The sequence below is a fragment of the Mycolicibacterium holsaticum DSM 44478 = JCM 12374 genome (genome assembly GCF_019645835.1).
Classification (GTDB): domain Bacteria; phylum Actinomycetota; class Actinomycetes; order Mycobacteriales; family Mycobacteriaceae; genus Mycobacterium; species Mycobacterium holsaticum.
The window spans coordinates 5,596,347-5,617,017 of record NZ_CP080998.1; the positions used below are offsets into that span (position 1 = coordinate 5,596,347).

Consider the following 20,671-nt stretch of genomic DNA (forward strand, 5'->3'; position numbering starts at 1 on the left):
GTCAAAGTCGTGAGCAGGATCGACGGATATCAACGAGTGAGGCGGGCGGTGACATGGGTCTGGTCGACCGCATCGAGCGCAAGCTCGAGTCGACCGTCGGCGACGCGTTCGCCCGGGTGTTCGGCGGGGCGATCGTCCCGCAGGAAGTCGAGGCGATGCTGCGCCGGGAGGCCGACGCCGGTGCGCGGGAGATCCTCGGCGGCCGGGTTTTGGCTCCGAACGACTACGTCATTACGCTCAGTGTGCCTGACTATCAGAAGGTGAGCGCCGACCCCGACCTGACATCAGCGACTTTCGCCAAGCACTTGGAGGGCTACATCCATGAGCAGGGATGGCAAACATATGCTGATGTCGTCGTCAGGTTCGAACAGTCTTCCAACCTGCACACCGGACAGTTTCGCGCGCGTGGTGCGGTCAATCCTGACTCGACCACTGGCGAGCCCGCCCCACCACCTCGAGAACTCTCGTCTAACGCAGAATCAGGAGTACCACCGATGAGCGACAACCCGAGCTACCGCGGCGGTCAGGGACCGGGGCGGCCTGCCGACGAACCCTATGACGACCGGTACGACCGGTCGCAGGACTCGCGCGGTCAGTATCCCCCGCAGGATCAGGCCGGTTACCCACCACCGCCGCCGCCCCCAGCGCCGCCGGGCGAGCCCGGCTATCCCCCGCGCCAGGGCGGCTACCCAGAGCAGGGCGGCTATCCGGACCAGGGCGGCTATCCCGAGCAGGGCGGCTATCCCGACCAGGGCGGCTATCCGCCGTCGTCGTACGAGCAGCGCCCGCCCGCGGGCTACGCGCCGCCGGCCGCTGGCGGCTATCCCGACCAGGGCTACCGGCAGGCACCCGCGGGCTACGGCCCGCCTCCTGGGGGTCAGCCGGGCTACGGCGCGCCCGGCGCCGACTACGACTACGGCCGCGGACCGGCCCGGCCCGACGAGGGCTACGGCAGGCCCGAACCGCGGCCCGGCTATCCCGACCAGGGCGGTTACCCCGATCAGGGCGGGTATCCCGACCAGGGCGGTTACGGCGGCGGCTACGGCCGCCAGGACCAGGGCTACGGCGCCCCTGACTACGGTCGCTACGGCGAGCAGGCCGGCGGTTACGCCGAACCCGGCTACGGCGAGCCCGCCGGCGGCGGTTACGACTACGGTCAGCCCGCCGGCTACGGCGCCGGCTACGGGCAGGCCGACTACGCCGCCACGGCGGTCACGCTGCAGCTCGACGACGGCAGCGGGCGCACCTATCAGCTGCGCGAAGGCTCCAACGTCATCGGCCGCGGCCAGGACGCGCAGTTCCGGCTGCCCGACACCGGGGTGTCCCGCCGCCACCTGGAGATCCGGTGGGACGGGCAGGTGGCGCTGCTGTCGGACCTCAACTCCACCAACGGCACCACGGTGAACAACGCTCCGGTGCAGGAATGGCAGTTGGCCGACGGCGACGTGATCCGATTGGGCCACTCCGAGATCATCGTCCGCGTGCACTGACGGACCGGCTGTCGAACTGAGGGCGAAGCTGCTCGCTTCACCTTCATGTCGATGGCCGTCCAAGTATCGTGACGTTGCGCCGGAACGGCCAGAAACGGGATGGGGACGGAGAGGACGTCAGATGCAGGGGTTGGTTCTGCAACTGACGCGCGTCGGTTTCCTGCTTCTGTTATGGCTGTTCATCTGGTCGGTGCTACGGATCCTGCGCACCGACATCTACGCCCCGACCGGCACGGTCATGGTGCGCCGCGGCCTACCGCTGCGGCGGTCCCTGCTGCCCAGCCGCGGCCTTCGTAACGTGGCGCGTCAACTGGTGGTCACCGAGGGCGCCCTGGCGGGCACCCGGATCACTTTGGGCAGCCAACCGGTGCTGATCGGCCGGGCAGACGACTCCACGCTGGTGCTGACCGACGACTACGCCTCGACCCGGCACGCCCGGCTGTCGCCTCGCGGTTCGGAGTGGTACGTCGAAGACCTAGGATCGACCAACGGCACATACCTCGACAGGGCGAAGGTGACGACGGCGGTACGGGTTCCGATGGGCACACCGGTTCGGATCGGCAAGACGGTAATCGAGCTGCGCCCGTGACACTGGTGCTTCGATACGCCGCGCGCAGCGACCGCGGCCTGGTCCGGGCGAACAACGAAGACTCGGTGTACGCCGGCGCGCGCCTGCTCGCGCTGGCCGACGGCATGGGCGGGCACGCCGCAGGCGAGGTGGCCTCCCAGCTGGTGATCGCCGCGTTGGCCCATCTGGACGACGACGAACCCGGCGGCGACCTGCTCTCCCAACTGGACACCGCCGTCCGTGAAGGCAACTCCGCCATCGCCGCGCACGTCGAGGCCGATCCTGAGCTCGAGGGCATGGGCACGACGCTGACCGCAATCTTGTTCGCGGGCAACCGACTTGGTCTCGTCCACATCGGCGACTCCCGGGGTTACCTACTGCGCGACGGCGAACTCACCCAGATCACCAAGGACGACACCTTCGTTCAGACCCTGGTCGACGAGGGCCGCATCACCGCCGAGGAGGCCCACAGCCATCCGCAGCGCTCGCTGATCATGCGCGCGCTGACCGGCCACGAGGTCGAACCGACCCTCATCATGCGCGAGGCCCGCGCCGGCGACCGCTACCTGCTGTGCTCTGACGGGCTGTCCGATCCGGTCAGCCACGACACCATCCTGGAAGCCCTGCAGATCCCCGACGTCGCCGAAAGCGCCGACCGGCTCATCGAATTGGCGCTCCGCGGCGGCGGACCGGACAACGTCACGGTGGTGGTCGCCGACGTCGTCGACTACGACTACGGGCAGACCCAGCCGATACTCGCCGGTGCGGTGTCCGGCGACGACGACCAGGTCGCGCCGCCCAACACGTCGGCAGGTCGCGCGTCGGCGTTCAACCCACGCCGCAACGAAGCCAAACGTGTTGTGCCGCAGGCCGAAGAGCCGCCCCCTCCGCCACGGTCGCGACGGCGGATGTTCCTCGCCGCAGCGCTGGTGGTGTTGGTGGTGCTCGCCGGCCTGGCTGTCGGCCGCGAAATCGTGCGCAGCAACTTCTACGTCAGCGACCACGACGGCGTCGTGTCGATCATGCGCGGGGTGCCGGGTTCGTTTCTCGGCTATTCCCTGCAGGAACCGTACCGACAGGGCTGTCTGACGGCGCTGAACCAACTGACACTCATCAGCCCAGGACAGGATCCGCGCGACTGCGACCTGTTCCGCGTCGCCGACCTGAAACCCTCCGAACAGCAACAGGTCATATCGGGTCTGCCGACAGGATCAGAGGACGAGGCGATCGACCAGATCAGCCAACTGGCCCGTGATTCCCTTCTGCCGGTGTGCCCGCCCCCCGCTCCGCCGCGGCCCACCACCACCACCACCGCACCGCACTCACCGGCTCCGACGAATTCTCCTGGGCTGCCCAATGTTCCGCGCACATCCGGCGAACGGACCCCCGCTCCGGAGACCCCGCGTACGGTACCGCCTCCCCCGCCGTCACCGTCGCCGACCGGTACGTCGCCCGCACCCGCATCACCCGCACCTGCTGCACCCGGTACACCGCCGTCACCCGCACCGCCGTCACCCGCACCGCCGGCTCCCGGCACACCGCCGGCGCCTCCCCCGCCGGCGCCTCCGACGGTGACGGCGCTGCCTCCTCCGCCGCCGGAGCCGGGCGTTACCTGCCGGGAAGTGGCATGACGACGCAGCCGCAATCCCCCGTCGCCGTGGTGCCGCCCCTGCCCACCCGACGCAACGCCGAACTGTTTCTCCTCGGCTTCGCCGCGCTGATCACCACGGTCGCGCTGCTGCTCGTCGAAGCCAACCAGGAACAGAGCCTGCGGTGGGAACTGGCGCAGTACTCGGTCGCCTATCTGGCGTTGTTCGCCGGCGCGCATCTGGCGGTGCGGCGGTTCGCGCCGTACGCCGATCCGCTGCTGCTACCCGTGGTCGCGTTGCTGAATGGGTTGGGGCTGGTGATGATTCACCGACTCGACCTCAGCGAGGGCCAGCTCATCCAGAGCGGTCTGGGTGGGACGGCAAACCAGCAGATGCTGTGGACGCTGGTCGGGGTGCTCGGCTTCTCGCTCGTCGTGGTGTTCCTGCGCGATCACCGCATGCTGGCCAAGTACGGCTACGTCTGCGGCGCCACCGGGCTGATCCTGCTCTCGATCCCGGCTGTGCTGCCCAGCTCGATATCCGAACAGAACGGCGCGAAGATCTGGATTGAGCTGCCCGGCTTCTCGATCCAGCCCGCCGAGTTCTCCAAGATCCTGCTGTTGGTCTTCTTCGCGGCGGTGCTGGTCAACAAACGCAGCGTGTTCACCAGCGCAGGCAAGCACTTCCTCGGCATGGACCTGCCCCGGCCGCGTGACCTCGCACCGCTGCTGGCCGCGTGGATCGCCTCGGTCGGCGTCATGGTCTTCGAAAAGGACCTCGGCACTTCGCTTTTGCTGTACGCGTCGTTTCTGGTGCTGGTGTACATCGCCACCGACCGGCTCAGCTGGATGGTGATCGGGCTGGCCCTGTTCGCCGCGGGAAGCGTTGCGGCGTACTACATGTTCGACCACGTCCAGGTGCGTGTGCAGAACTGGCTCGACCCGTTCTCCGACCCGGAGGGTTCCGGGTACCAGATGGTGCAGTCGATGTTCAGCTTCGCCACCGGCGGGATCTTCGGCACCGGTCTGGGTAACGGCCAGCCCGGCACCGTGCCTGCCGCCTCGACCGACTTCATCATCGCCGCGATCGGCGAAGAGCTCGGGCTGGTCGGGCTGGCCGCGGTGTTGCTGCTCTACACGATCGTCGTCATCAGGGGGCTGCGTACGGCGCTCGCCGTGCGTGACAGCTTCGGCAAGCTGCTGGCCGCCGGGCTGGCCTGCACGCTGGCGATCCAGTTGTTCATCGTGGTCGGCGGTGTCACCAAGCTGATCCCGCTGACCGGTCTGACGACACCGTGGATGTCCTACGGCGGCTCCTCGCTGGTCGCCAACTATGTGCTGCTGGCCATCCTGGTGCGGATCAGCCACTCCGCGCGCCGCCCGCTCGTCAGCAGCCCCCAGGGCGCGCCGCCGATCGCGGCCGCCAGCACCGAGGTGATCGAGAAGGTATGAACACCTCGCTGCGCCGCATCGCAGTCGCCGTCATGGCGCTGGTGGTGTTGCTGCTGGCCAACGCCACCGTCACCCAAGTCTTCACCGCCGAGGGGCTGCGCTCGGATCCGCGCAACCAGCGGGTGCTGCTCGACGAGTACTCGCGGCAACGCGGTCAGATATCGGCCGGCGGGCAACTGCTGGCCTACTCGGTGTCGACCAACGGCCGGTTCCGGTTCCTTCGGGTCTACCCCGAGCCGCTGGTGTACGCCCCGGTCACCGGCTTCTACTCGCTGCGGTACTCCAGCACCGGCCTCGAGCGCGCCGAGGATCCCGTCCTCAACGGGTCCGACCAGCGGCTGTTCGCCCGCCGGCTGGCCGACTTCTTCACCGGCCGCGACCCGCGCGGCGGCAACGTCGACACCACCCTCAAACCGCAGGTGCAGCAGGCGGCCTGGGACGCCATGGATCGCGGCTGCGACGGCGGGTGCAAGGGTTCGGTCGTCGCGATCGAACCGTCGACCGGCAAGATCCTCGCGATGGTCTCGTCGCCGTCCTACGACCCCAACCTGCTGGCCACCCACGACATGGACAAACAAGCCGCCGTCTGGCAGCGGCTGCGCGACGACCCGGAGTCCCCGCTGCTGAACCGGGCCATCTCGGAGACCTACCCGCCGGGTTCGACGTTCAAGGTCATCACCACCGCGGCTGCGCTCGCCAACGGCGCGAACACCGACACCCGGCTCACCGCCCAACCCAAGATTTCGCTGCCCGACAGCACCGCCACCCTGGAGAACTACGGCGGCGCGGCGTGCGGCGGCGGCCCGACCGTCACCCTGCGCGAGGCGTTCGCGCGGTCGTGTAACACCTCGTTCGTCGAGCTCGGCCTCGACACCGGTGCCGACGCATTGCGTTCGACCGCACGGGGTTTCGGCATCGGCGCGCCCGCCCCGATGATCCCGCTTCAGGTCGCCGAATCCACGGTCGGCCCGATCGCCGATCGCGCGGCGCTGGGCATGTCGAGCATCGGCCAGAAAGACGTCGCCCTCACTCCCCTGCAGAACGCGATGGTGGCCGCCACGATCGCGAACAAAGGGGTGCCGATGCGGCCGTATCTGGTCGATAGCCTGAAGGGACCCGACCTGTCCAACATCGCCACCACGGCTCCCACCGAAGAGCGGCGGGCGGTGTCTGAGCAGGTCGCCGATACACTAACGGATCTGATGGTCGCCGCCGAGCAGGTGACGCAGCAGAAGGGAGCCATCGCCGGCGTGCAGATCGCATCCAAGACCGGCACAGCGGAGCACGGTACCGATCCGCGCAATACCCCGCCGCATGCCTGGTATATCGCCTTCGCCCCTGCTCAGGCTCCCAAGGTGGCGGTTGCGGTCGTTGTCGAGAACGGCGGGGACCGGCTGTCGGCCACCGGCGGCGCCCTGGCCGCCCCGATCGGGCGGGCGGCGATCGCCGCGGCGCTGCGGGAGGGCTCATGAGTCCCCGCGTTGGAGTGACGCTGTCGGGTCGCTACCGGCTGCAACGGCTCATCGCCACCGGCGGCATGGGCCAGGTGTGGGAGGGCGTCGACTCCCGGCTGGGCCGCCGTGTCGCGGTCAAGGTGCTCAAGGCCGAGTACTCCACCGACCCTGAGTTCGTCGAACGCTTCCGCGCCGAGGCGCGCACCGTCGCGATGCTCAACCATCCCGGCATCGCCGGCGTGTACGACTACGGCGAGACCGAGATGGACGGTGAGGGCCGCACCGCCTACCTGGTGATGGAGTTGGTCAACGGTGAACCGCTGAACTCCGTGCTCAAGCGCACCGGGCGGCTGTCGCTGCGGCATGCGCTGGACATGCTCGAACAGACCGGGCGGGCCCTGCAGGTCGCCCACACCGCGGGCCTGGTGCACCGCGACGTCAAACCGGGCAACATCCTGATCACCCCGACCGGGCAGGTCAAGCTCACCGACTTCGGCATCGCCAAGGCCGTCGACGCCGCCCCCGTCACCCAGACCGGGATGGTGATGGGCACCGCGCAGTACATCGCGCCCGAACAGGCGTTGGGTCACGACGCGACGGCGGCCAGCGACGTGTACTCCCTGGGCGTCGTCGGCTACGAGTCGGTTTCGGGCAAGCGGCCGTTCACCGGCGACGGCGCGCTGACGGTGGCGATGAAGCACATCAAGGAGACACCGCCGCCGCTGCCCGCCGACCTGCCGCCCAACGTGCGCGAGCTGATCGAGATCACCTTGGTCAAGAACCCGGGCATGCGGTACCGCTCCGGCGGCGCGTTCGCGGACGCCGTCGCCGCCGTGCGCTCGGGCCGTCGCCCGCCGCGGCCCAACCAGGCACCGTCGATCGGCCGGGCCGCACCTGCGGCCGTGCCGTCTGCCGCCCAGGCCCGCGCCGCGGCGGATCTGACCGGGCGTGCCCCGGCGACCGCGGCCCGGCCCCGCCCGGCGACCGGCAGCCATCGCACTCCCCCGCCGCGCAGCACGTTCTCGTCCGGGCAGCGCGCGCTGCTGTGGGCGGCCGGGGTGCTCGGTGCGCTGGCCATCGTCATCGCCATCCTGATCGTGCTCAACGCCCAGGACCGCCGCGAACGCGAGAACCAGCCGCCGCCGACCGTCACCACCACGATCACCGAGACGACGCCCTTCTCCCCCACTGCGATGGCGCCGCGCCCGAACCCAACCGGAAGCGACGGCCATGCTGGAGATGAATTGCGGGTAACCCGACACGGTGTGCTCGCGTCCGCCCCGTTGGCGCAGGAGCCGGGACCCCGGCGACCGACCGCTTCAGAACAGACACCGCAATGACCACGCCACAGCATCTGTCCGACAGGTATGAACTGGGCGATATCCTCGGCTTCGGCGGGATGTCGGAGGTCCACCTCGCCCGGGACACGCGGCTGCACCGCGACGTCGCGATCAAGGTGCTACGGGCCGACCTGGCCCGCGATCCGAGCTTCTATCTGCGGTTCCGCCGCGAGGCGCAGAACGCCGCCGCGCTGAACCACCCCGCGATCGTGGCCGTCTACGACACCGGTGAGGCCGAAACGCCGACCGGGCCGCTGCCCTACATCGTGATGGAGTACGTCGACGGGGTGACGCTGCGCGACATCGTGCACAACGACGGCCCGATGGAACCCAAACGCGCCATCGAGGTCATCGCCGACGCCTGCCAGGCGCTGAACTTCAGCCACCAGCACGGCATCATCCACCGCGACGTCAAACCCGCCAACATCATGATCAGCAACACCGGCGCGGTGAAGGTGATGGACTTCGGCATCGCCCGCGCGCTGGCCGACGCCAACAGCGTCACCCAGACCGCCGCGGTGATCGGCACCGCCCAGTACCTCTCGCCCGAGCAGGCCAGCGGCAACTCGGTCGACGCCCGCTCCGACGTCTACTCGTTGGGCTGCGTGCTGTACGAAATCCTCACGGGGGAACCACCTTTCGTCGGTGACTCACCGGTGGCGGTGGCATACCAGCATGTGCGCGAGGACCCGGTCGCGCCATCGCAGCGCAACCCGAACATCTCCCCCGAACTCGACGCGGTGGTGCTCAAGGCGCTGGCGAAGAACCCCGACAACCGCTACCAGACCGCCGCGGAGATGCGCGCGGATCTGGTGCGGGTGCACAGCGGTGAACGGCCCGATGCCCCCAAGGTGCTCACCGACGCCGAACGCACCTCGCTGTTGTCGGCGTCGGCGCCCCACGACCGCACCGAGCCCATCGACGACGTGGCGCGCCCGTTGCCCGAGTACGGGGACCGCGAACGGCGCGGCTCGGTGGGCCGTTGGCTGGTCGCGGTGGCCGTGCTGGCGGTGCTCACGGTGGTGGTGACGGTCGCGATCAACATGTTCGGCGGTCAGACCCGCGACGTGCAGGTGCCCGACGTCAGCGGGCACCCCAGCGCGGACGCGATCGCCGAACTGCAGAACCGCGGCTTCAAGACCCGCACGCAACAGCAGCCGGACTCCACCGTGCCGCCCGATCACGTGATCAGCACCGACCCCAGCGCCAACACCTCGGTGGCCGCCGGGGACGAGATCACCATCAACGTCTCCACCGGGCCCGAACAACGGGAGGTGCCTGACGTCAGGAGCATGTCCTACTCCGATGCGGTGGAACGGCTCACCGACGCGGGCTTCGAGAAGTTCAAGTCGTCGACGTCGCCGTCCACCCCGGAGATGAAGGACAAGGTGCTGGGCACCAACCCGCCTGCCAACCAGACCTCGGCGATCACCAACGAGATCACGATCGTGCTGGGCTCCGGCCCGGAGAGCCGAACCGTGCCGGACGTGAAGGGTCAGACGCCCGACAGCGCCAGCCAGATCCTCAACGCGGCGGGCTTCACCAACACCGTTCCGGTGGAGGTCGACAGCACCGCGCCCCAGGGTCAGCTGGTGGGCACCGTGCCGTCGGCCGGCCAGACCGTCCCAGTGGACTCGGTGATCCAGTTGCAGGTGTCGCGGGGCAATCAGTTCGTCATGCCGGATCTGACCGGCCAGTTCTGGACCGACGCCGAGCCGCGGCTACGCGCGCTGGGCTGGACCGGGGTGCTGGACAAGGGCGCTGACGTCTCCAACAGCGGACAGCGCACCAACGCCGTGGTACGTCAGAGCCCGCCCGCGGGCACCGGGGTCAACTTCGGTGCGACGATCACGCTGAGCTTCGCGTCGTAGCCGCCGCGACGGCATCGGCCACTTCGGCCTCCAGCCGGCGCACCAGCCCGTCGTCGGGTGCGCTGCCACAGCAGCCCAGCCAGTTGGCGAGCATCCGGTGCCCGCCCTCGGTGAGGATCGACTCGGGGTGGAACTGCACGCCGTGAATGGGCAGCTCGACATGGCGAACCGCCATCACGACGCCGCCCTCGGTGCGCGCGATGACCTCGAGTTCGGCGGGCACCGTCTCGGGCAAGATGGTCAGCGAGTGATACCGCGTGGCGGTGAACGGGTTCGGAAGTCCTTGCAACACACCGGTATTGGTGTGTTGAACGGTGCTGGTCTTACCGTGCAGCAGTTCGGGCGCGCGGTCGACCGTCCCGCCGAAGGCCACGCCGATGGCCTGGTGGCCCAGGCACACACCCAGCAGCGGGGTCTTCGCCGTCGCGCAGGCCTTCACCAACGGGATCGAGGCACCCGCCCGCTGCGGGGTGCCCGGGCCCGGGCTGAGCAGCACGCCGTCGAACGACTCGGCGGCATGCGCGACGTCGGCGTCGGTGGCCAGGCGCTCGTCGTCGTTACGCCAGACCTGCGCGTCCACCCCGAGCTGGCCCAGGTACTGGACCAGGTTGAACACGAAGCTGTCGTAGTTGTCGACGACCAACACCTGCATCAGGCAAGGCTACCTACTGCGGTTTCGGTGTATTTCGTCACGCCCACCGTGACCAACTACGCCCAAATCACGCTCAGTAGCCCACCGGCCCCAAGGGTTTGGCGTACTGCATCCGCACGGGTTGCGTGTGGCCCACCACGTCGACCGCCGCCCGGCGTTCCTCGCTGTAGCCCAACCCGAACCGCACGACGTACTGGCGGTACAGCTTGACCAGCGGCGCGGCGGCCAGGGCGGCCTGCATGGTGTCCGCATCGCCGATCGCGGTGATGACATAGGGCGGGCTGTAGGTGCGCCCGTTGAGCAGCAGCGTGTTGCCCACACATCGAGGCGCCGACGTGCCGATGAGCCGCTGGTCCTGCATCTGGATGGCCTCGGCGCCGGCGCTCCACAACGCGTTGAGCACGGCGTCGATGTCCTGCTGGTGCACGACGAGGTCGTCGGGGGAGGCGTCGCGCGGGAACCGGCCCTCGGCGTCGCGTTGGGCGTCGTTGAGCGTGACGACCAGACCCGGTCCGCGCATCGGGTCCAGGCCGGCCGCCAGCGCCAGCCGGTCGGCCCGGGCGGTGATGGCGGCTAGGGCCGCGTCGGTGGCCGGGCTGCCGCCGTGATGGGTGTCGAGGGTCGTCCCCAGGGCGTCGCGTTGGGTGCTGAGCCGGTCCACCGACTGCTGGGTTTCCCGGACCAGGTCGACGAGCCGGGGGGCGTCGCTGCGGCGGATCTCGTCGCCGCCGGAGACGCCGTGGGTGGCCGCCAGCAGCATCCCGGCCAGCAGGCACACCACCGGAACGCCGAACCGCCACGCGCTGCGCCTGCGCGCGGGTGGGGGAGCGGTGGGCTCCATCGGCTGCTCTCCTGCGGGTGGTGGCTGCGATAGGCTAGCCCCATCGTCGCACCGTGTGACCCCGATTGCTCGCGAAGGTACCCATGCCCAAGTCCAAGGTTCGTAAGAAGAACGACTTCACCATCAATCCGGTGAGCCGGACCCCGGTCAAGGTCAAGGCCGGCCCGTCGAGCACCTGGTTCGTGGTGTTGTTCGTCAGTTTGATGCTGATCGGCCTGGTGTGGCTGCTGGTCTTCCAGCTCGCCGCCACCGCCATCCCGTTCATGGCCGACCTCGGCCCGTGGAACTACGCGATCGCCTTCGCCTTCATGATCACCGGGCTGTTGCTCACAATGCGGTGGCGCTGAGGCCACCCGCCCGTTGGATGAATTCATCTTCGTCATCGCGCGTTAGCCCGCTGGCAACTTCGCTGTCATCAGATCACACGGATGTTATTCATCCCCATTGGGGATAGCACCTGTGGATAACCTCATTCCCGGCGGTGAGAGGGCGTACGCAACCAGTGCAGCAAACTGAATGGAGCCCGTCTGCGCTAGGAATCGCAGCTTGCGGCATAGCCGGGCTTATCTTGGCTATCGGCGTTGTGACCATAATCACAGACCCGCCCGGACGTGTTCTGGCCGGCATTGCCGGGGTCGGACTGCTGGCGTTCGCAATCATGTCGTGGCGCGCTCGGCCCAAGCTGGCAATCGCCGGCGACGGTCTGGTGTTCCGCGGCTGGACGGGCACACGACACCTACGGCCCGAAGATATCCGGCGCATCCGGATCACCGAGTTCCGCCGGCTCGCCCGCAAGCAGCGCTTGCTCGAGATCGACACCGTCGACGATCGGCTGCTGGTCTTGACCCGATGGGATCTAGGCACCGACCCGCTGGCCGTGCTCGACGCGCTGACGGAGGCCGGCTACACCGGCGGCACCGCCGCGACGTGAAATTCGGCTAGCTGATCGTGATCGAGTCGATGACGACCGGGTCCGTAGGCCGGTCGTTGCGGTCGGTGGCCGTCGACGCGATCGCGTCCACCACCTTCTGCGACTCAGGGTCGACGACCTCACCGAAGATCGTGTGCTTGCGGTTGAGGTGCGGCGTCTTGCCGACGGTGATGAAGAACTGCGATCCGTTGGTGCCCGGACCGGCGTTGGCCATGGCCAGCAGGTAGGGCTTGTCGAACTGCAGCTCGGGATGGAACTCGTCCTCGAACTTGTAGCCGGGTCCACCACGGCCGGTGCCCGTCGGGTCACCGCCCTGGATCATGAAGCCGTCGATGACGCGGTGAAAGACCGCGCCGTCGTAGAAGGGTCCGGACGTGCCGCCCGATGCGTTCTCCCCGCTGTAGTCCCTGGTGCCCTGCGCCAGGCCGACGAAGTTGGCGACGGTCTTGGGGGCGTGGTTTCCGAACAGGGCGATCTTGATGTCTCCGCGGTTGGTGTGCAGTGTCGCGGTGGCTGTCTGAATGGGGCTCGTCACGAGAAATCAGTCTGCCACGCGCGTCCCGGCGCCCAACGGGCACCGCTGTGTAGCCGATGATGGCAGGCTGGTATGCACTGTCGGAGAGGCTGCGAGAGAGGTGGACGATGCGCACCAAGACAGAGGACCGACTGACCCCCAGCCAGCGGTTGAACCGCGGGCTGAAGTACTCGGCGGTCGGCCCGGTCGACGTCACCCGCGGGGCGCTGGCCCTCGGGCTCAGCGGTGCGCAGTCGTCGGCCAGCTGGGTGGGGGAGCGCTACCGGCAGGGCCGCCTCAAAGAACAGCTGAGCAAGGACCTGGCCGCCGCGCAGGAGACGATCGCCGCCGAGCTGGCCGCCGCCCAGGAAGTGGTGTCGGGGCTGCCGGAGGCGCTGACCAAGGCCCGGGCGCGGCGCCGACGTCGACCGCTGCTGTTGGCCGCGGTGGGTGTGGTGGTGCTGGCCGGGGGCGCGGTGGCGTTTTCGATCGTCCGGCGGTCGAGCCAACCCGAACCCTCGCCGCTGCCGCCCAGCGTGGAAGTTACGCCGAAACCGTAGGCGGTAGAACGGCGCGAATCGGTCGGAGCTAAGCGCTGTCGTAGCCCTCGAGTCCCTGCCACGGGCTGCCTGGTGTCCCCAGATCACCATCGCTTTCGGGCAATTCAGCGATCACACCGCTTATCGGATAGTCGGTGTTAAACGAACGCAAGCTGCGTGGCTCGGCCCCGCTCCCGATACGAAATGGTTCGACGGTGGGACCGGACCATAGCTCGATTGCAAATCCGACCGCCGGCGTGCGTTTCGTCAGTTTCCACACCGCGTTGGACAGCCGTTCCATCCGCTCGACGAAATTGAAGTCCATGTTCACGCTCCTCGGGCGCTCCGCCGCTGTCGGGTCTAGGAAATTACTGTCCCACGCCAGGCGGTAATACCGCCGTCGACACGCGGTTATACCGCCGGACCATTTGTCTGAGCCGGCATATCTGTGACGAATAAACGGATCTTGGCTATGCCACCGGCATAGATGCGCCGATTTCGGCCAGTACGCTCGCTCTTACCAATTCCGACACGGAGATACCCCGTTCGTTCGCAGCACGGTCTAGCGCCTGTCGCTCCGAAGGGAGCATACGGAGCACGACCAGGGCTGTACGTTGCCGGTTCTCGGACCGCTTCGCCTTCACCTCTCGTGATCGCGTACTCACGTGTCCTCCTATTTTCTAGAAACTAGATACTAGCTGTCGGATACCGAGTTCTGTGGATCCAACACTCGTCAGTGACGCGATGTTTGGTCGACGCTGTCGACTTTTCGTAGCTGACTGGGTTCGCCGCCACCCGAAGGGGCGCTTCTATCAGTCCGAACCCCCAGTCATTCGGCACGCGTCCGCGAGCAACGTAAGGGACGAGCTTCGTCGGTTAGTGCGCCTCGGGATGCTTGAACTCGACGAGCCGCCGGACTCGCGTAAGAAGTTCTACACCCGAACTGATAGCCCCCTTTGGCAGGTGATCGAACTTGCGGTCGACCTCACTGGACTCGCTGAGGCCGGTGACGGCTGACTGTCCGACCGAGCCGGGCCGGCTCGCCACGGCCCGCATTGCGTATCGAATCGTCGTGCAGTACAGACGATTCCGTTCATGGTGCGATGAAAAGACATCAGCCTTGTTCACTGCTGGCGCCTATAACTCTCGCCAGATGCGACAGCTTGCGGTCAACCCAGCGGAGTTCCCTTGTTGAATTCTCGGAAGTTCAGCACAAGGCGTTCACTGCCTTCGACGGAACTGAAGCCGAACTCGCGGTAAAGGCCGGCGACTTTCTGATTCATCGGGTCAACAACAAGCACAGCGCCCCCGATCAACATCACCGCCTCGCACGCGTTGAAATACGCATCCGCGATCAAATCGAGGCCCCGATCTTGGCCTTGAAGCGACTCATCCAAGGCCAATTTTCCTATCAGGATCCCCGGAAGTTCATGCTTACGCGGCCACCCCTGTGGCCGTATCCGATCCAAGAAAGATCCCTCAGATTCCCGAATAGTGGTCTGCAACAACGTGAAGTACGCGACCACTATGTCTTCGTCATCGATCCAAACATGGGTTGCTGACTTGCCGAGGTTTTTATCGGCGAGTGCCCGCTTCTGCAACCATTTGTCAAGATGCGGCGCGTGCCCGCATGAAAAATACGCGGTTCGGTGCTGGTCGAGAAGCGGAAGTGCGCGGAATTGATCTGTCACCGAGCGCCGCGGCGCTCGGCCGCGCGCACGATAGCCGCCTTAGCGCGCTGAGACGGCGGAGTCGGCTGCTGCCGCGCGATGGCCGCGACCTGGCCACGCTTCACATACGTCACGTCGACACCACGTGATGCAGAGAGCTTGCCCATTGCCGTATCCTCCTCGCTTAACCCTTCAGAGCGAAGTATGCCCTACACAACCGAAACTCGTCGAGTTCTCTTCCCGCAGGTCACCGAGCATTTGTGCGGGTAACCGGTCACGCCGACTAGGCTCGTACCTCCGGCTTTCATCGGTAAACGAGTACGAGCCTAGTCGGCGTGACCGCGGTTACCCGCAGTTACCGCTGGTCGTCGGCGTGCCGGATTAGTCGCACAGCCCGACTTGGCGCGAGCCAACCCGCGCCGAAATGGCCATCGCTTGTGTAGCGACTACGACGTTGCCGCCTGCCCCAAAGCTCGAAGAACCCACATGAACGAACACTGGACCGGTTCCGGCACTCGTACCTCAGTCGGCGGCGTCAAGGCCGCCGGAACCACCGTCAACCACCTTCAAATTTACTGCGGTCGCGGGCGAACATAAGATCCTCGCGCCACATACCCAAGCAGCCTTCGGCTCATTGCGTGGAGCCTAGGAGAATCGAACTCCTGACATCTACCTTGCAAAGGTAGCGCTCTACCAACTGAGCTAAGGCCCCGTGATCGGTTCGGCCGGTGGGGCGGCCGCGACGTGCCACACCTCGACGCCGTGCCGGGACCGCCACACTGTGACGGCCGCCACCGCGGCGATTCCTGTGGCGGCCAACAGCGCCAGCCTCATGGTCTGAACCTTTCCGTGGGGCTAGGAGGACTCGAACCTCCGACCTCTTCGTTATCAGCGAAGCGCTCTAACCGCCTGAGCTATAGCCCCGTACGCCATCTGGCCGAGCGACGAGATTACCCCAAGGATAAGCCGCTACCCAAACTCAATCCCGATCGGCAAGCGTGACTTCCACCCCACCGACCAGGTCGGTGGTGAGGTTGTAGACGAACGCACCCACAGTGGCCATCGCGGTCAACAGCACGATGTTCACCAGGCCGACCAGCGCCGCCCCGCCGAAGATCGTTCCGCTGGACACCAACTCGCCGCCGGAGGTTCCGCTGGCGCTGGTGAGCAGATCACCGACGTTGCTGTTGAGCTTGCTCCACACGCCCATTCCGCCCAGCGCCAGGTACAGGAACGCGACGGCGATCATCCAGACGAAGAACAGCACGACCGACAGCACCAGCGACACCTTCAGCGTGCTCCACGGGTCGACCCGCCGGATCTGCATGCTGGCCCGGACCGTGCCGTGGTGACGGGCGCCGACCTGGATGCGGCTGGTGGGCCCCGCCGGGCGATTCGCCGGTTCGGCGGTGGGCCTTTCGGGTTTGCGCTGCGCGGGACGCGGCGTGGGCGCCGACAGGTCCGGCAGCTCGCTGCTGTAGGCCTCCGGCCGGCCCTGCCGGGTTTCCGGACCGCCCGGCCGAACATCGGGGGTGGTCTGGCGGGCGTCCGGCGCGGCCGGCCGAACATCGGGGGTGGTCTGCCGGGCGTCCGGCGCGGCCGGACGCGCGTCCGCACCGGGCTGGCGGGCCTCGGGGCCGGGGGAGTGCTGGGCTGGCGCTGAGTCGTCGTCACCCTGGCCCTCAGGTGCCTCGCCGCGGGCGTTGGGACCCCGCCCGGCGACGGGACGACGGCGGGGCGGGGCCTCCGGCGGCCGGTGCGACGCGCCCGCGGCGCGGGTTGCCGCGCCGCGCTGCCACGGCGGGGTGCCGCCGCGGTCGGTCACGCCCGGTCGCGACGCTGCCGCGCCCAGCGCGCCGCCGTCGTGGCCGGGCCCGCCGGTACCGTTGGCGCCCCCAAGACCATCGACCGCGCGCGGGTGTCCCGGCTCGTTCGGTGAACTCACCTACGGCTCCTCACTGGTCACGGGCGCTCAGGCTCCGGGGTCGGTATTGACCTCGTCGGTGCTGTCACCTTCCTCGGCGTTGCGCGCGATGGCAACCAGTGTGTCGCCCTCACCCAGGTTCATCAACCGGACGCCCTTGGTTTGCCGCCCGGCCTTGCGAACCTGGCGAGCCGCCGTCCGGATGACGCCTCCACCGGAGGTGATGGCGTACAGCTCTGTGTCGTCATCGACGATCAACGCACCAACTAGAGTGCCACGGCGTTTGTCGTACTGGATCGTCAGCACCCCTTTGCCCCCGCGGCCCTGCACCGGGTACTCCTCGATCGCGGTGCGCTTGGCGTAACCCCCGGACGTGGCGACCAGCAGATATGTGTCGTCACGGACCACGTTCAGCGATAACAGCGCGTCGTCGGCGTTGAAGCGCATGCCCTGCACACCCGAGGTGGCCCGGCCCATCGGGCGCAGCGCCTCGTCGGTCGCCGAGAACCGGATCGACTGGCCGTTGGCCGACACCAGCAGCAGGTCGTCCTCGGCCGAGCACAGCACGGCACCGACCAGTTCGTCGCCGTCACGCAGGTTGACCGCCACGATGCCGCCGGAGCGGTTCGAGTCGAAGTCGGTCAGCCGCGACTTCTTCACCAGGCCCTTACGGGTCGCCAGCACCAGGTACGGGGCGTCCTCGTAAGTCTGGATCTGGATCACCTGCGCGATGCGCTCCTCCGGCTGGAACGCCAGCAGGTTGGCTACGTGCTGGCCGCGCGCGGTGCGCGAGGTCTCCGGCAGGTCGTACGCCTTGGCCCGGTACACCCGGCCCTGCGTGGTGAAGAACAGGATCCAGTCGTGTGTCGAGCAGACGAAGAAGTGGTTGACGATGTCGTCCTGTTTGAGCCCGGCGCCCTGCACGCCCTTACCGCCGCGTTTCTGGCTGCGGTACAGGTCGGTCTTGGTGCGCTTGGCGTAGCCGGTCTCGGTGATCGTGACGACGACGTCCTCGCGCGCGATCAGGTCCTCGTCGCTGACCTCACCGTCGGCGGGCACGATGCGGGTACGACGGTCGTCGCCGTGCTTGTCGGCGATCTCCTTGAGCTCGTCGCGCACGATGCCGCGCTGCCGCTCGGGCTTGGCCAGGATGTCTTCCAGGTCGGCGATCTCGGCCTCGATCTTGGCGAGGTCGTCGACGATGCGCTGACGTTCCAGGGCGGCCAGCCGACGCAGCTGCATGTCCAGGATGGCCTGGGCCTGGATGTCGTCGATGTCGAGCAGCTCGATCAGGCCCTGCCGGGCGATGTCGACGGTCTCCGACGCCCGGATCAACGCGATCACCTCGTCGAGGGCGTCGAGCGCCTTGACCAGACCGCGCAGAATGTGGGCCCGTTCGTTGGCCTTACGCAGCCGGTAGGTGGTGCGCCGGATGATGACATCGAGTTGATGGTCGACGTAGTGCCGGATCATCTGGTCCAGCCGCAGCGTGCGCGGGACCCCGTCGACGATCGAGAGCATGTTGGCGCCGAAGCTGGTTTGCAGCTGGGTGTGCTTGTAGAGGTTGTTCAGCACCACCTTGGCCACGGCGTCACGTTTGAGTTCGATGACGATGCGCAGACCCACCCGGTCGCTGGACTGGTCCTCGATGTTGGCGATGCCGGCCAGCTTGCCGTCACGGACCTGTTCGGCGATCGAGGTGATGAAGTTGTCGTGGTTGACCTGGTACGGCAGCTCGGTGATGACCAGCCCGGTGCGCCCGCGGCTGTCCTCTTCGATCTCGACGACACCGCGCATCCGGATCGATCCGCGACCGGTGGTGTAGGCATCCGAAATACCTTGTGATCCAACGATCATCCCGGAGGTGGGGAAGTCGGGACCCTTGACGCGTTCGCAGACGGCCTTGAGCGTGGCCTCCTCGTCGGCGTCGAAGTTCTCCAGGCACCAGTACACCGCCTCGGCGAGCTCGCGCAGATTGTGTGGCGGGATGTTGGTGGCCATACCGACCGCGATACCGCCCGAACCGTTGGCCAGCAGGTTCGGGAACCGGCTCGGCAACACCGTGGGTTCCTGCACCCGGCCGTCGTAGTTCGGGATGAAATCGACTGTCTCTTCGTCGATTTCGCGCAGCATCTCCATCGCCAGCGGGGTCAGCCGCGCTTCGGTGTTGTGGCTGATGAACCCGCTCGTGATGAATGCGTGGTCGTCCGTATCGACCCGCAGGCTATAGACGGGTTGCACCCCCGCGTCGGTCACCGAAGTCACACGCGCGTAGTAGAAGCGGCCGTCAGTGAGTTCGGAGGCAATCGCTTTCACATCGGTGTCCGCGATGCGGCCGAGGATCTCCGCGCGGTCGCGCTGCCACCGCGACTGTCGGTCGATGTTGTGCCTGTTTAGCCAGTCCTTGTCTACCCACCGGCTGCCGCAGTGCGCGCGAATAAACTGGGCGAGGCCCGGGACGTGGTCGCTGTCCAGCCCCGCCGCCTTGGCCGGCAGCGCTGCGAGGAGCCCCTGTAGCTTGGCCTGCTTCGATCCGCCGAAACCGACCTGGGTCGAGAACAATTCAGCATGTGCACGGTTCGTGATGACGACCTTATGCTCACCCGTCGCGTGCAGATAGCGCCGTGAAATCACACCGAACTCCAGCAGCATCTGCTGGACGTCCTTGGCTAAGCGCCCGCTTCGGGTTGAATACGAGACTTGAACTGTGTTTCGCGGCAGTGCCGAACATGACCCATCACCCTCGAACAGGGCGCCAAGGAAGGTTCGTTTGACTGCCGCAGGGCTGTGCCAAAGCCACTCGGGGACTGCCTTGTCCGCCGACCGCTGACCAACCAATTCACCGAGACGGCTGCGCCGAAGGGCGTCCACGTTTTGGACATCGAGTTCGAGCAGATTCGAACCGGAAGCAATCTTTCGCTCGGAGACATATCGCGGGCCGCCCACCACAGCGTCGTAGGCAGCCACCACCATGTTGAAGTAGTCCCGGTCTAGGTTGTTGAACCCGGCACGTTTGTCCGAGACGAACCCCTCGCTGATGAAGGCACCGAAGAGGAGTGCCTCCAACGTGCCGTGCCAGTCACCCGGTGGGCCGAACTCCGCTGGCGGGGTTCTTTGGATAACCACCCAGTCGTCCCCACGCACTTCTTCGATCAGCTTCCACAACAAAGTCGGAACGCCGGCCACGTCCACCAAGCACAGGATCGGATGGTTGGCGGTACCGGTGACTTCGTACCCCTCGGCAGTCCGAACGGTGTAGGTCTGATGCTCTCCGGAGTGGAACAGCCGGTCGGCCAGTACGGGGTTGCCGTGGCGATCCAATACCTTGACGTCGACGACGTTGTCGGAGTTCGGCCGGGCGCCAGGAACGATGTCCGCGATCCGAACCGACTGTCCAAACGGCAGGCGCACCAAGGCATCACCGGTGACGCAGTACCTCATCGCGGCCGGCGGATCGTTACCCGGCGAGCCGAAGTTGCCCTGCCCGTCGACCAGCGGGTACCGCAGTGACCACGGCTGGGCCATCCGGACCAGGGTGTCGTAGATCGACGCGTCGCCGTGCGGGTGGTAGTTGCCCATCGTCTCGGCAACGGAGCGTGCGGATTTCGCGTGGCTGCGGTCGGGGCGGAAGCCCGAGTCGTACATGGCGTAGAGCACCCGGCGGTGCACCGGCTTGAGACCGTCGCGGACCTCGGGTAGCGCGCGGCCCACGATCACGCTCATCGCGTAATCGATGTAGCTGCGCTGCATCTCCTGCTGGATGTCGACCGGTTCGATGCGGTCGCCTGCTTCGTCGCCCGGCGGCAACGTGGTGTCAGTCATTAAATGAGTCCTAGT

General features: G+C 67.2%; 19 protein-coding genes and 2 tRNA genes. 10 read left to right on the forward strand and 11 right to left on the reverse strand.

Annotated features, from left to right (window positions below; all coding sequences use genetic code 11):
• The first annotated feature begins 53 nt into the window (after window positions 1–53).
• The 7 genes from K3U96_RS26680 (at window position 54) to pknB (ending at window position 9,763) form a co-directional block, all read left to right on the forward strand.
• On the forward strand, window positions 54–1,490 hold the full coding sequence (locus tag K3U96_RS26680) for an FHA domain-containing protein (RefSeq protein ID WP_220691658.1): 1,437 nt from the start codon (window positions 54–56) through the stop codon (window positions 1,488–1,490).
• 121 nt (window positions 1,491–1,611) lie between these two features.
• Complete coding sequence (locus K3U96_RS26685; protein WP_069405682.1) at window positions 1,612–2,079, forward strand: FHA domain-containing protein FhaB/FipA; 468 nt, start codon at window positions 1,612–1,614, stop codon at window positions 2,077–2,079.
• A complete protein-coding gene (locus tag K3U96_RS26690) occupies window positions 2,076–3,689 on the forward strand; it encodes a PP2C family protein-serine/threonine phosphatase (RefSeq protein WP_220691659.1) in 1,614 nt (537 codons plus the stop codon). Before K3U96_RS26685 ends, K3U96_RS26690 begins: the two co-directional genes overlap by 4 nt.
• Window positions 3,686–5,098 (forward strand): peptidoglycan glycosyltransferase RodA, encoded by a 1,413-nt coding sequence (locus K3U96_RS26695; protein ID WP_069405684.1) that lies wholly within the window; start codon window positions 3,686–3,688, stop codon window positions 5,096–5,098. The genes K3U96_RS26690 and K3U96_RS26695 overlap by 4 nt, the downstream gene beginning before the upstream one ends.
• Window positions 5,095–6,570: a D,D-transpeptidase PbpA gene (pbpA, locus tag K3U96_RS26700; RefSeq protein ID WP_069405685.1), complete on the forward strand. Its 1,476-nt coding sequence runs from the start codon at window positions 5,095–5,097 to the stop codon at window positions 6,568–6,570. Before K3U96_RS26695 ends, pbpA begins: the two co-directional genes overlap by 4 nt.
• Window positions 6,567–7,892, forward strand: a complete 1,326-nt coding sequence (locus K3U96_RS26705; protein ID WP_220691660.1) for a protein kinase domain-containing protein — start codon at window positions 6,567–6,569, stop codon at window positions 7,890–7,892. Before pbpA ends, K3U96_RS26705 begins: the two co-directional genes overlap by 4 nt.
• The gene (gene pknB, locus K3U96_RS26710) at window positions 7,889–9,763 is read left to right on the forward strand and encodes a Stk1 family PASTA domain-containing Ser/Thr kinase (protein WP_220691661.1); all 1,875 of its coding nucleotides are present in this window, start codon (window positions 7,889–7,891) and stop codon (window positions 9,761–9,763) included. The genes K3U96_RS26705 and pknB overlap by 4 nt, the downstream gene beginning before the upstream one ends.
• Here the strand turns inward: pknB and K3U96_RS26715 are convergent.
• Together K3U96_RS26715 and K3U96_RS26720 are read right to left on the reverse strand one after the other, a co-directional pair.
• A complete protein-coding gene (locus K3U96_RS26715; RefSeq protein WP_220691662.1) occupies window positions 9,741–10,415 on the reverse strand; it encodes an aminodeoxychorismate/anthranilate synthase component II in 675 nt (224 codons plus the stop codon). The genes pknB and K3U96_RS26715 overlap by 23 nt on opposite strands.
• 73 nt (window positions 10,416–10,488) lie before the next feature.
• Window positions 10,489–11,256: a DUF881 domain-containing protein gene (locus K3U96_RS26720; protein ID WP_220691663.1), complete on the reverse strand. Its 768-nt coding sequence runs from the start codon at window positions 11,254–11,256 to the stop codon at window positions 10,489–10,491.
• Window positions 11,257–11,339: 83 nt separating this feature from the next.
• Between K3U96_RS26720 and crgA the strand changes: the two genes are divergently transcribed.
• Entirely contained in the window at window positions 11,340–11,603 is a 264-nt protein-coding gene (gene crgA / locus K3U96_RS26725; RefSeq protein ID WP_069405690.1) for a cell division protein CrgA, read from the forward strand.
• Window positions 11,604–11,758: 155 nt separating this feature from the next.
• Window positions 11,759–12,187 (forward strand): PH domain-containing protein, encoded by a 429-nt coding sequence (locus tag K3U96_RS26730; protein ID WP_069405691.1) that lies wholly within the window; start codon window positions 11,759–11,761, stop codon window positions 12,185–12,187.
• A gap of 7 nt (window positions 12,188–12,194) precedes the next feature.
• Here the strand turns inward: K3U96_RS26730 and K3U96_RS26735 are convergent, their stop codons facing one another.
• The gene (locus tag K3U96_RS26735) at window positions 12,195–12,722 is read right to left on the reverse strand and encodes a peptidylprolyl isomerase (RefSeq protein WP_069405692.1); all 528 of its coding nucleotides are present in this window, start codon (window positions 12,720–12,722) and stop codon (window positions 12,195–12,197) included.
• A 107-nt stretch (window positions 12,723–12,829) separates the two neighbouring features.
• On the opposite strand from K3U96_RS26735, the gene cwsA reads away from it, so the two are divergent.
• Window positions 12,830–13,261 (forward strand): cell wall synthesis protein CwsA, encoded by a 432-nt coding sequence (gene cwsA, locus K3U96_RS26740; RefSeq protein WP_069405693.1) that lies wholly within the window; start codon window positions 12,830–12,832, stop codon window positions 13,259–13,261.
• 28 nt (window positions 13,262–13,289) lie between these two features.
• Here cwsA and K3U96_RS26745 read toward each other — a convergent pair whose 3' ends face one another.
• From K3U96_RS26745 to gyrA, 8 genes are all read right to left on the reverse strand, one after another.
• Window positions 13,290–13,565 (reverse strand): hypothetical protein, encoded by a 276-nt coding sequence (locus K3U96_RS26745; protein ID WP_220691664.1) that lies wholly within the window; start codon window positions 13,563–13,565, stop codon window positions 13,290–13,292.
• A 145-nt stretch (window positions 13,566–13,710) separates the two neighbouring features.
• Complete coding sequence (locus tag K3U96_RS27245) at window positions 13,711–13,905, reverse strand: plasmid mobilization protein (protein WP_377042234.1); 195 nt, start codon at window positions 13,903–13,905, stop codon at window positions 13,711–13,713.
• Between the two features lie 504 nt (window positions 13,906–14,409).
• Complete coding sequence (locus K3U96_RS26750; protein ID WP_220691665.1) at window positions 14,410–14,931, reverse strand: hypothetical protein; 522 nt, start codon at window positions 14,929–14,931, stop codon at window positions 14,410–14,412.
• A gap of 618 nt (window positions 14,932–15,549) precedes the next feature.
• Window positions 15,550–15,622, reverse strand: a tRNA-Ala gene (locus tag K3U96_RS26755).
• Window positions 15,613–15,744, reverse strand: a complete 132-nt coding sequence (locus tag K3U96_RS27100) for a hypothetical protein (RefSeq protein WP_268928463.1) — start codon at window positions 15,742–15,744, stop codon at window positions 15,613–15,615. Before K3U96_RS27100 ends, K3U96_RS26755 begins: the two co-directional genes overlap by 10 nt.
• A gap of 16 nt (window positions 15,745–15,760) precedes the next feature.
• Window positions 15,761–15,834: transfer RNA gene (locus tag K3U96_RS26760), tRNA-Ile, on the reverse strand.
• 55 nt (window positions 15,835–15,889) lie between these two features.
• On the reverse strand, window positions 15,890–16,855 hold the full coding sequence (locus tag K3U96_RS26765; protein ID WP_220691666.1) for a DUF3566 domain-containing protein: 966 nt from the start codon (window positions 16,853–16,855) through the stop codon (window positions 15,890–15,892).
• Between the two features lie 27 nt (window positions 16,856–16,882).
• Window positions 16,883–20,656 carry an intein-containing DNA gyrase subunit A gene (gene gyrA, locus K3U96_RS26770; protein WP_220691667.1) on the reverse strand — a complete coding sequence of 1,258 codons (3,774 nt, stop codon included), beginning with the start codon at window positions 20,654–20,656 and terminating at the stop codon, window positions 16,883–16,885.
• Window positions 20,657–20,671: the final 15 nt, after the last annotated feature.

Excerpts from the sequence above, each read along its gene's own strand:
- K3U96_RS26680 (WP_220691658.1), top strand. The coding sequence starts at position 54 with ATGGGTCTGGTCGACCGCATCGAGCGCAAGCTCGAGTCGACCGTCGGC.
- K3U96_RS26685 (WP_069405682.1), top strand. The coding sequence starts at position 1,612 with ATGCAGGGGTTGGTTCTGCAACTGACGCGCGTCGGTTTCCTGCTTCTG.
- K3U96_RS26695 (WP_069405684.1), top strand. The coding sequence starts at position 3,686 with ATGACGACGCAGCCGCAATCCCCCGTCGCCGTGGTGCCGCCCCTGCCC.
- pbpA (WP_069405685.1), top strand. The coding sequence starts at position 5,095 with ATGAACACCTCGCTGCGCCGCATCGCAGTCGCCGTCATGGCGCTGGTG.
- K3U96_RS26705 (WP_220691660.1), top strand. The coding sequence starts at position 6,567 with ATGAGTCCCCGCGTTGGAGTGACGCTGTCGGGTCGCTACCGGCTGCAA.
- pknB (WP_220691661.1), top strand. The coding sequence starts at position 7,889 with ATGACCACGCCACAGCATCTGTCCGACAGGTATGAACTGGGCGATATC.
- K3U96_RS26715 (WP_220691662.1), bottom strand. The coding sequence starts at position 10,415 with ATGCAGGTGTTGGTCGTCGACAACTACGACAGCTTCGTGTTCAACCTG.
- K3U96_RS26720 (WP_220691663.1), bottom strand. The coding sequence starts at position 11,256 with ATGGAGCCCACCGCTCCCCCACCCGCGCGCAGGCGCAGCGCGTGGCGG.
- crgA (WP_069405690.1), top strand. The coding sequence starts at position 11,340 with ATGCCCAAGTCCAAGGTTCGTAAGAAGAACGACTTCACCATCAATCCG.
- cwsA (WP_069405693.1), top strand. The coding sequence starts at position 12,830 with ATGCGCACCAAGACAGAGGACCGACTGACCCCCAGCCAGCGGTTGAAC.
- K3U96_RS26745 (WP_220691664.1), bottom strand. The coding sequence starts at position 13,565 with ATGGACTTCAATTTCGTCGAGCGGATGGAACGGCTGTCCAACGCGGTG.
- K3U96_RS27100 (WP_268928463.1), bottom strand. The coding sequence starts at position 15,744 with ATGAGGCTGGCGCTGTTGGCCGCCACAGGAATCGCCGCGGTGGCGGCC.
- gyrA (WP_220691667.1), bottom strand. The coding sequence starts at position 20,656 with ATGACTGACACCACGTTGCCGCCGGGCGACGAAGCAGGCGACCGCATC.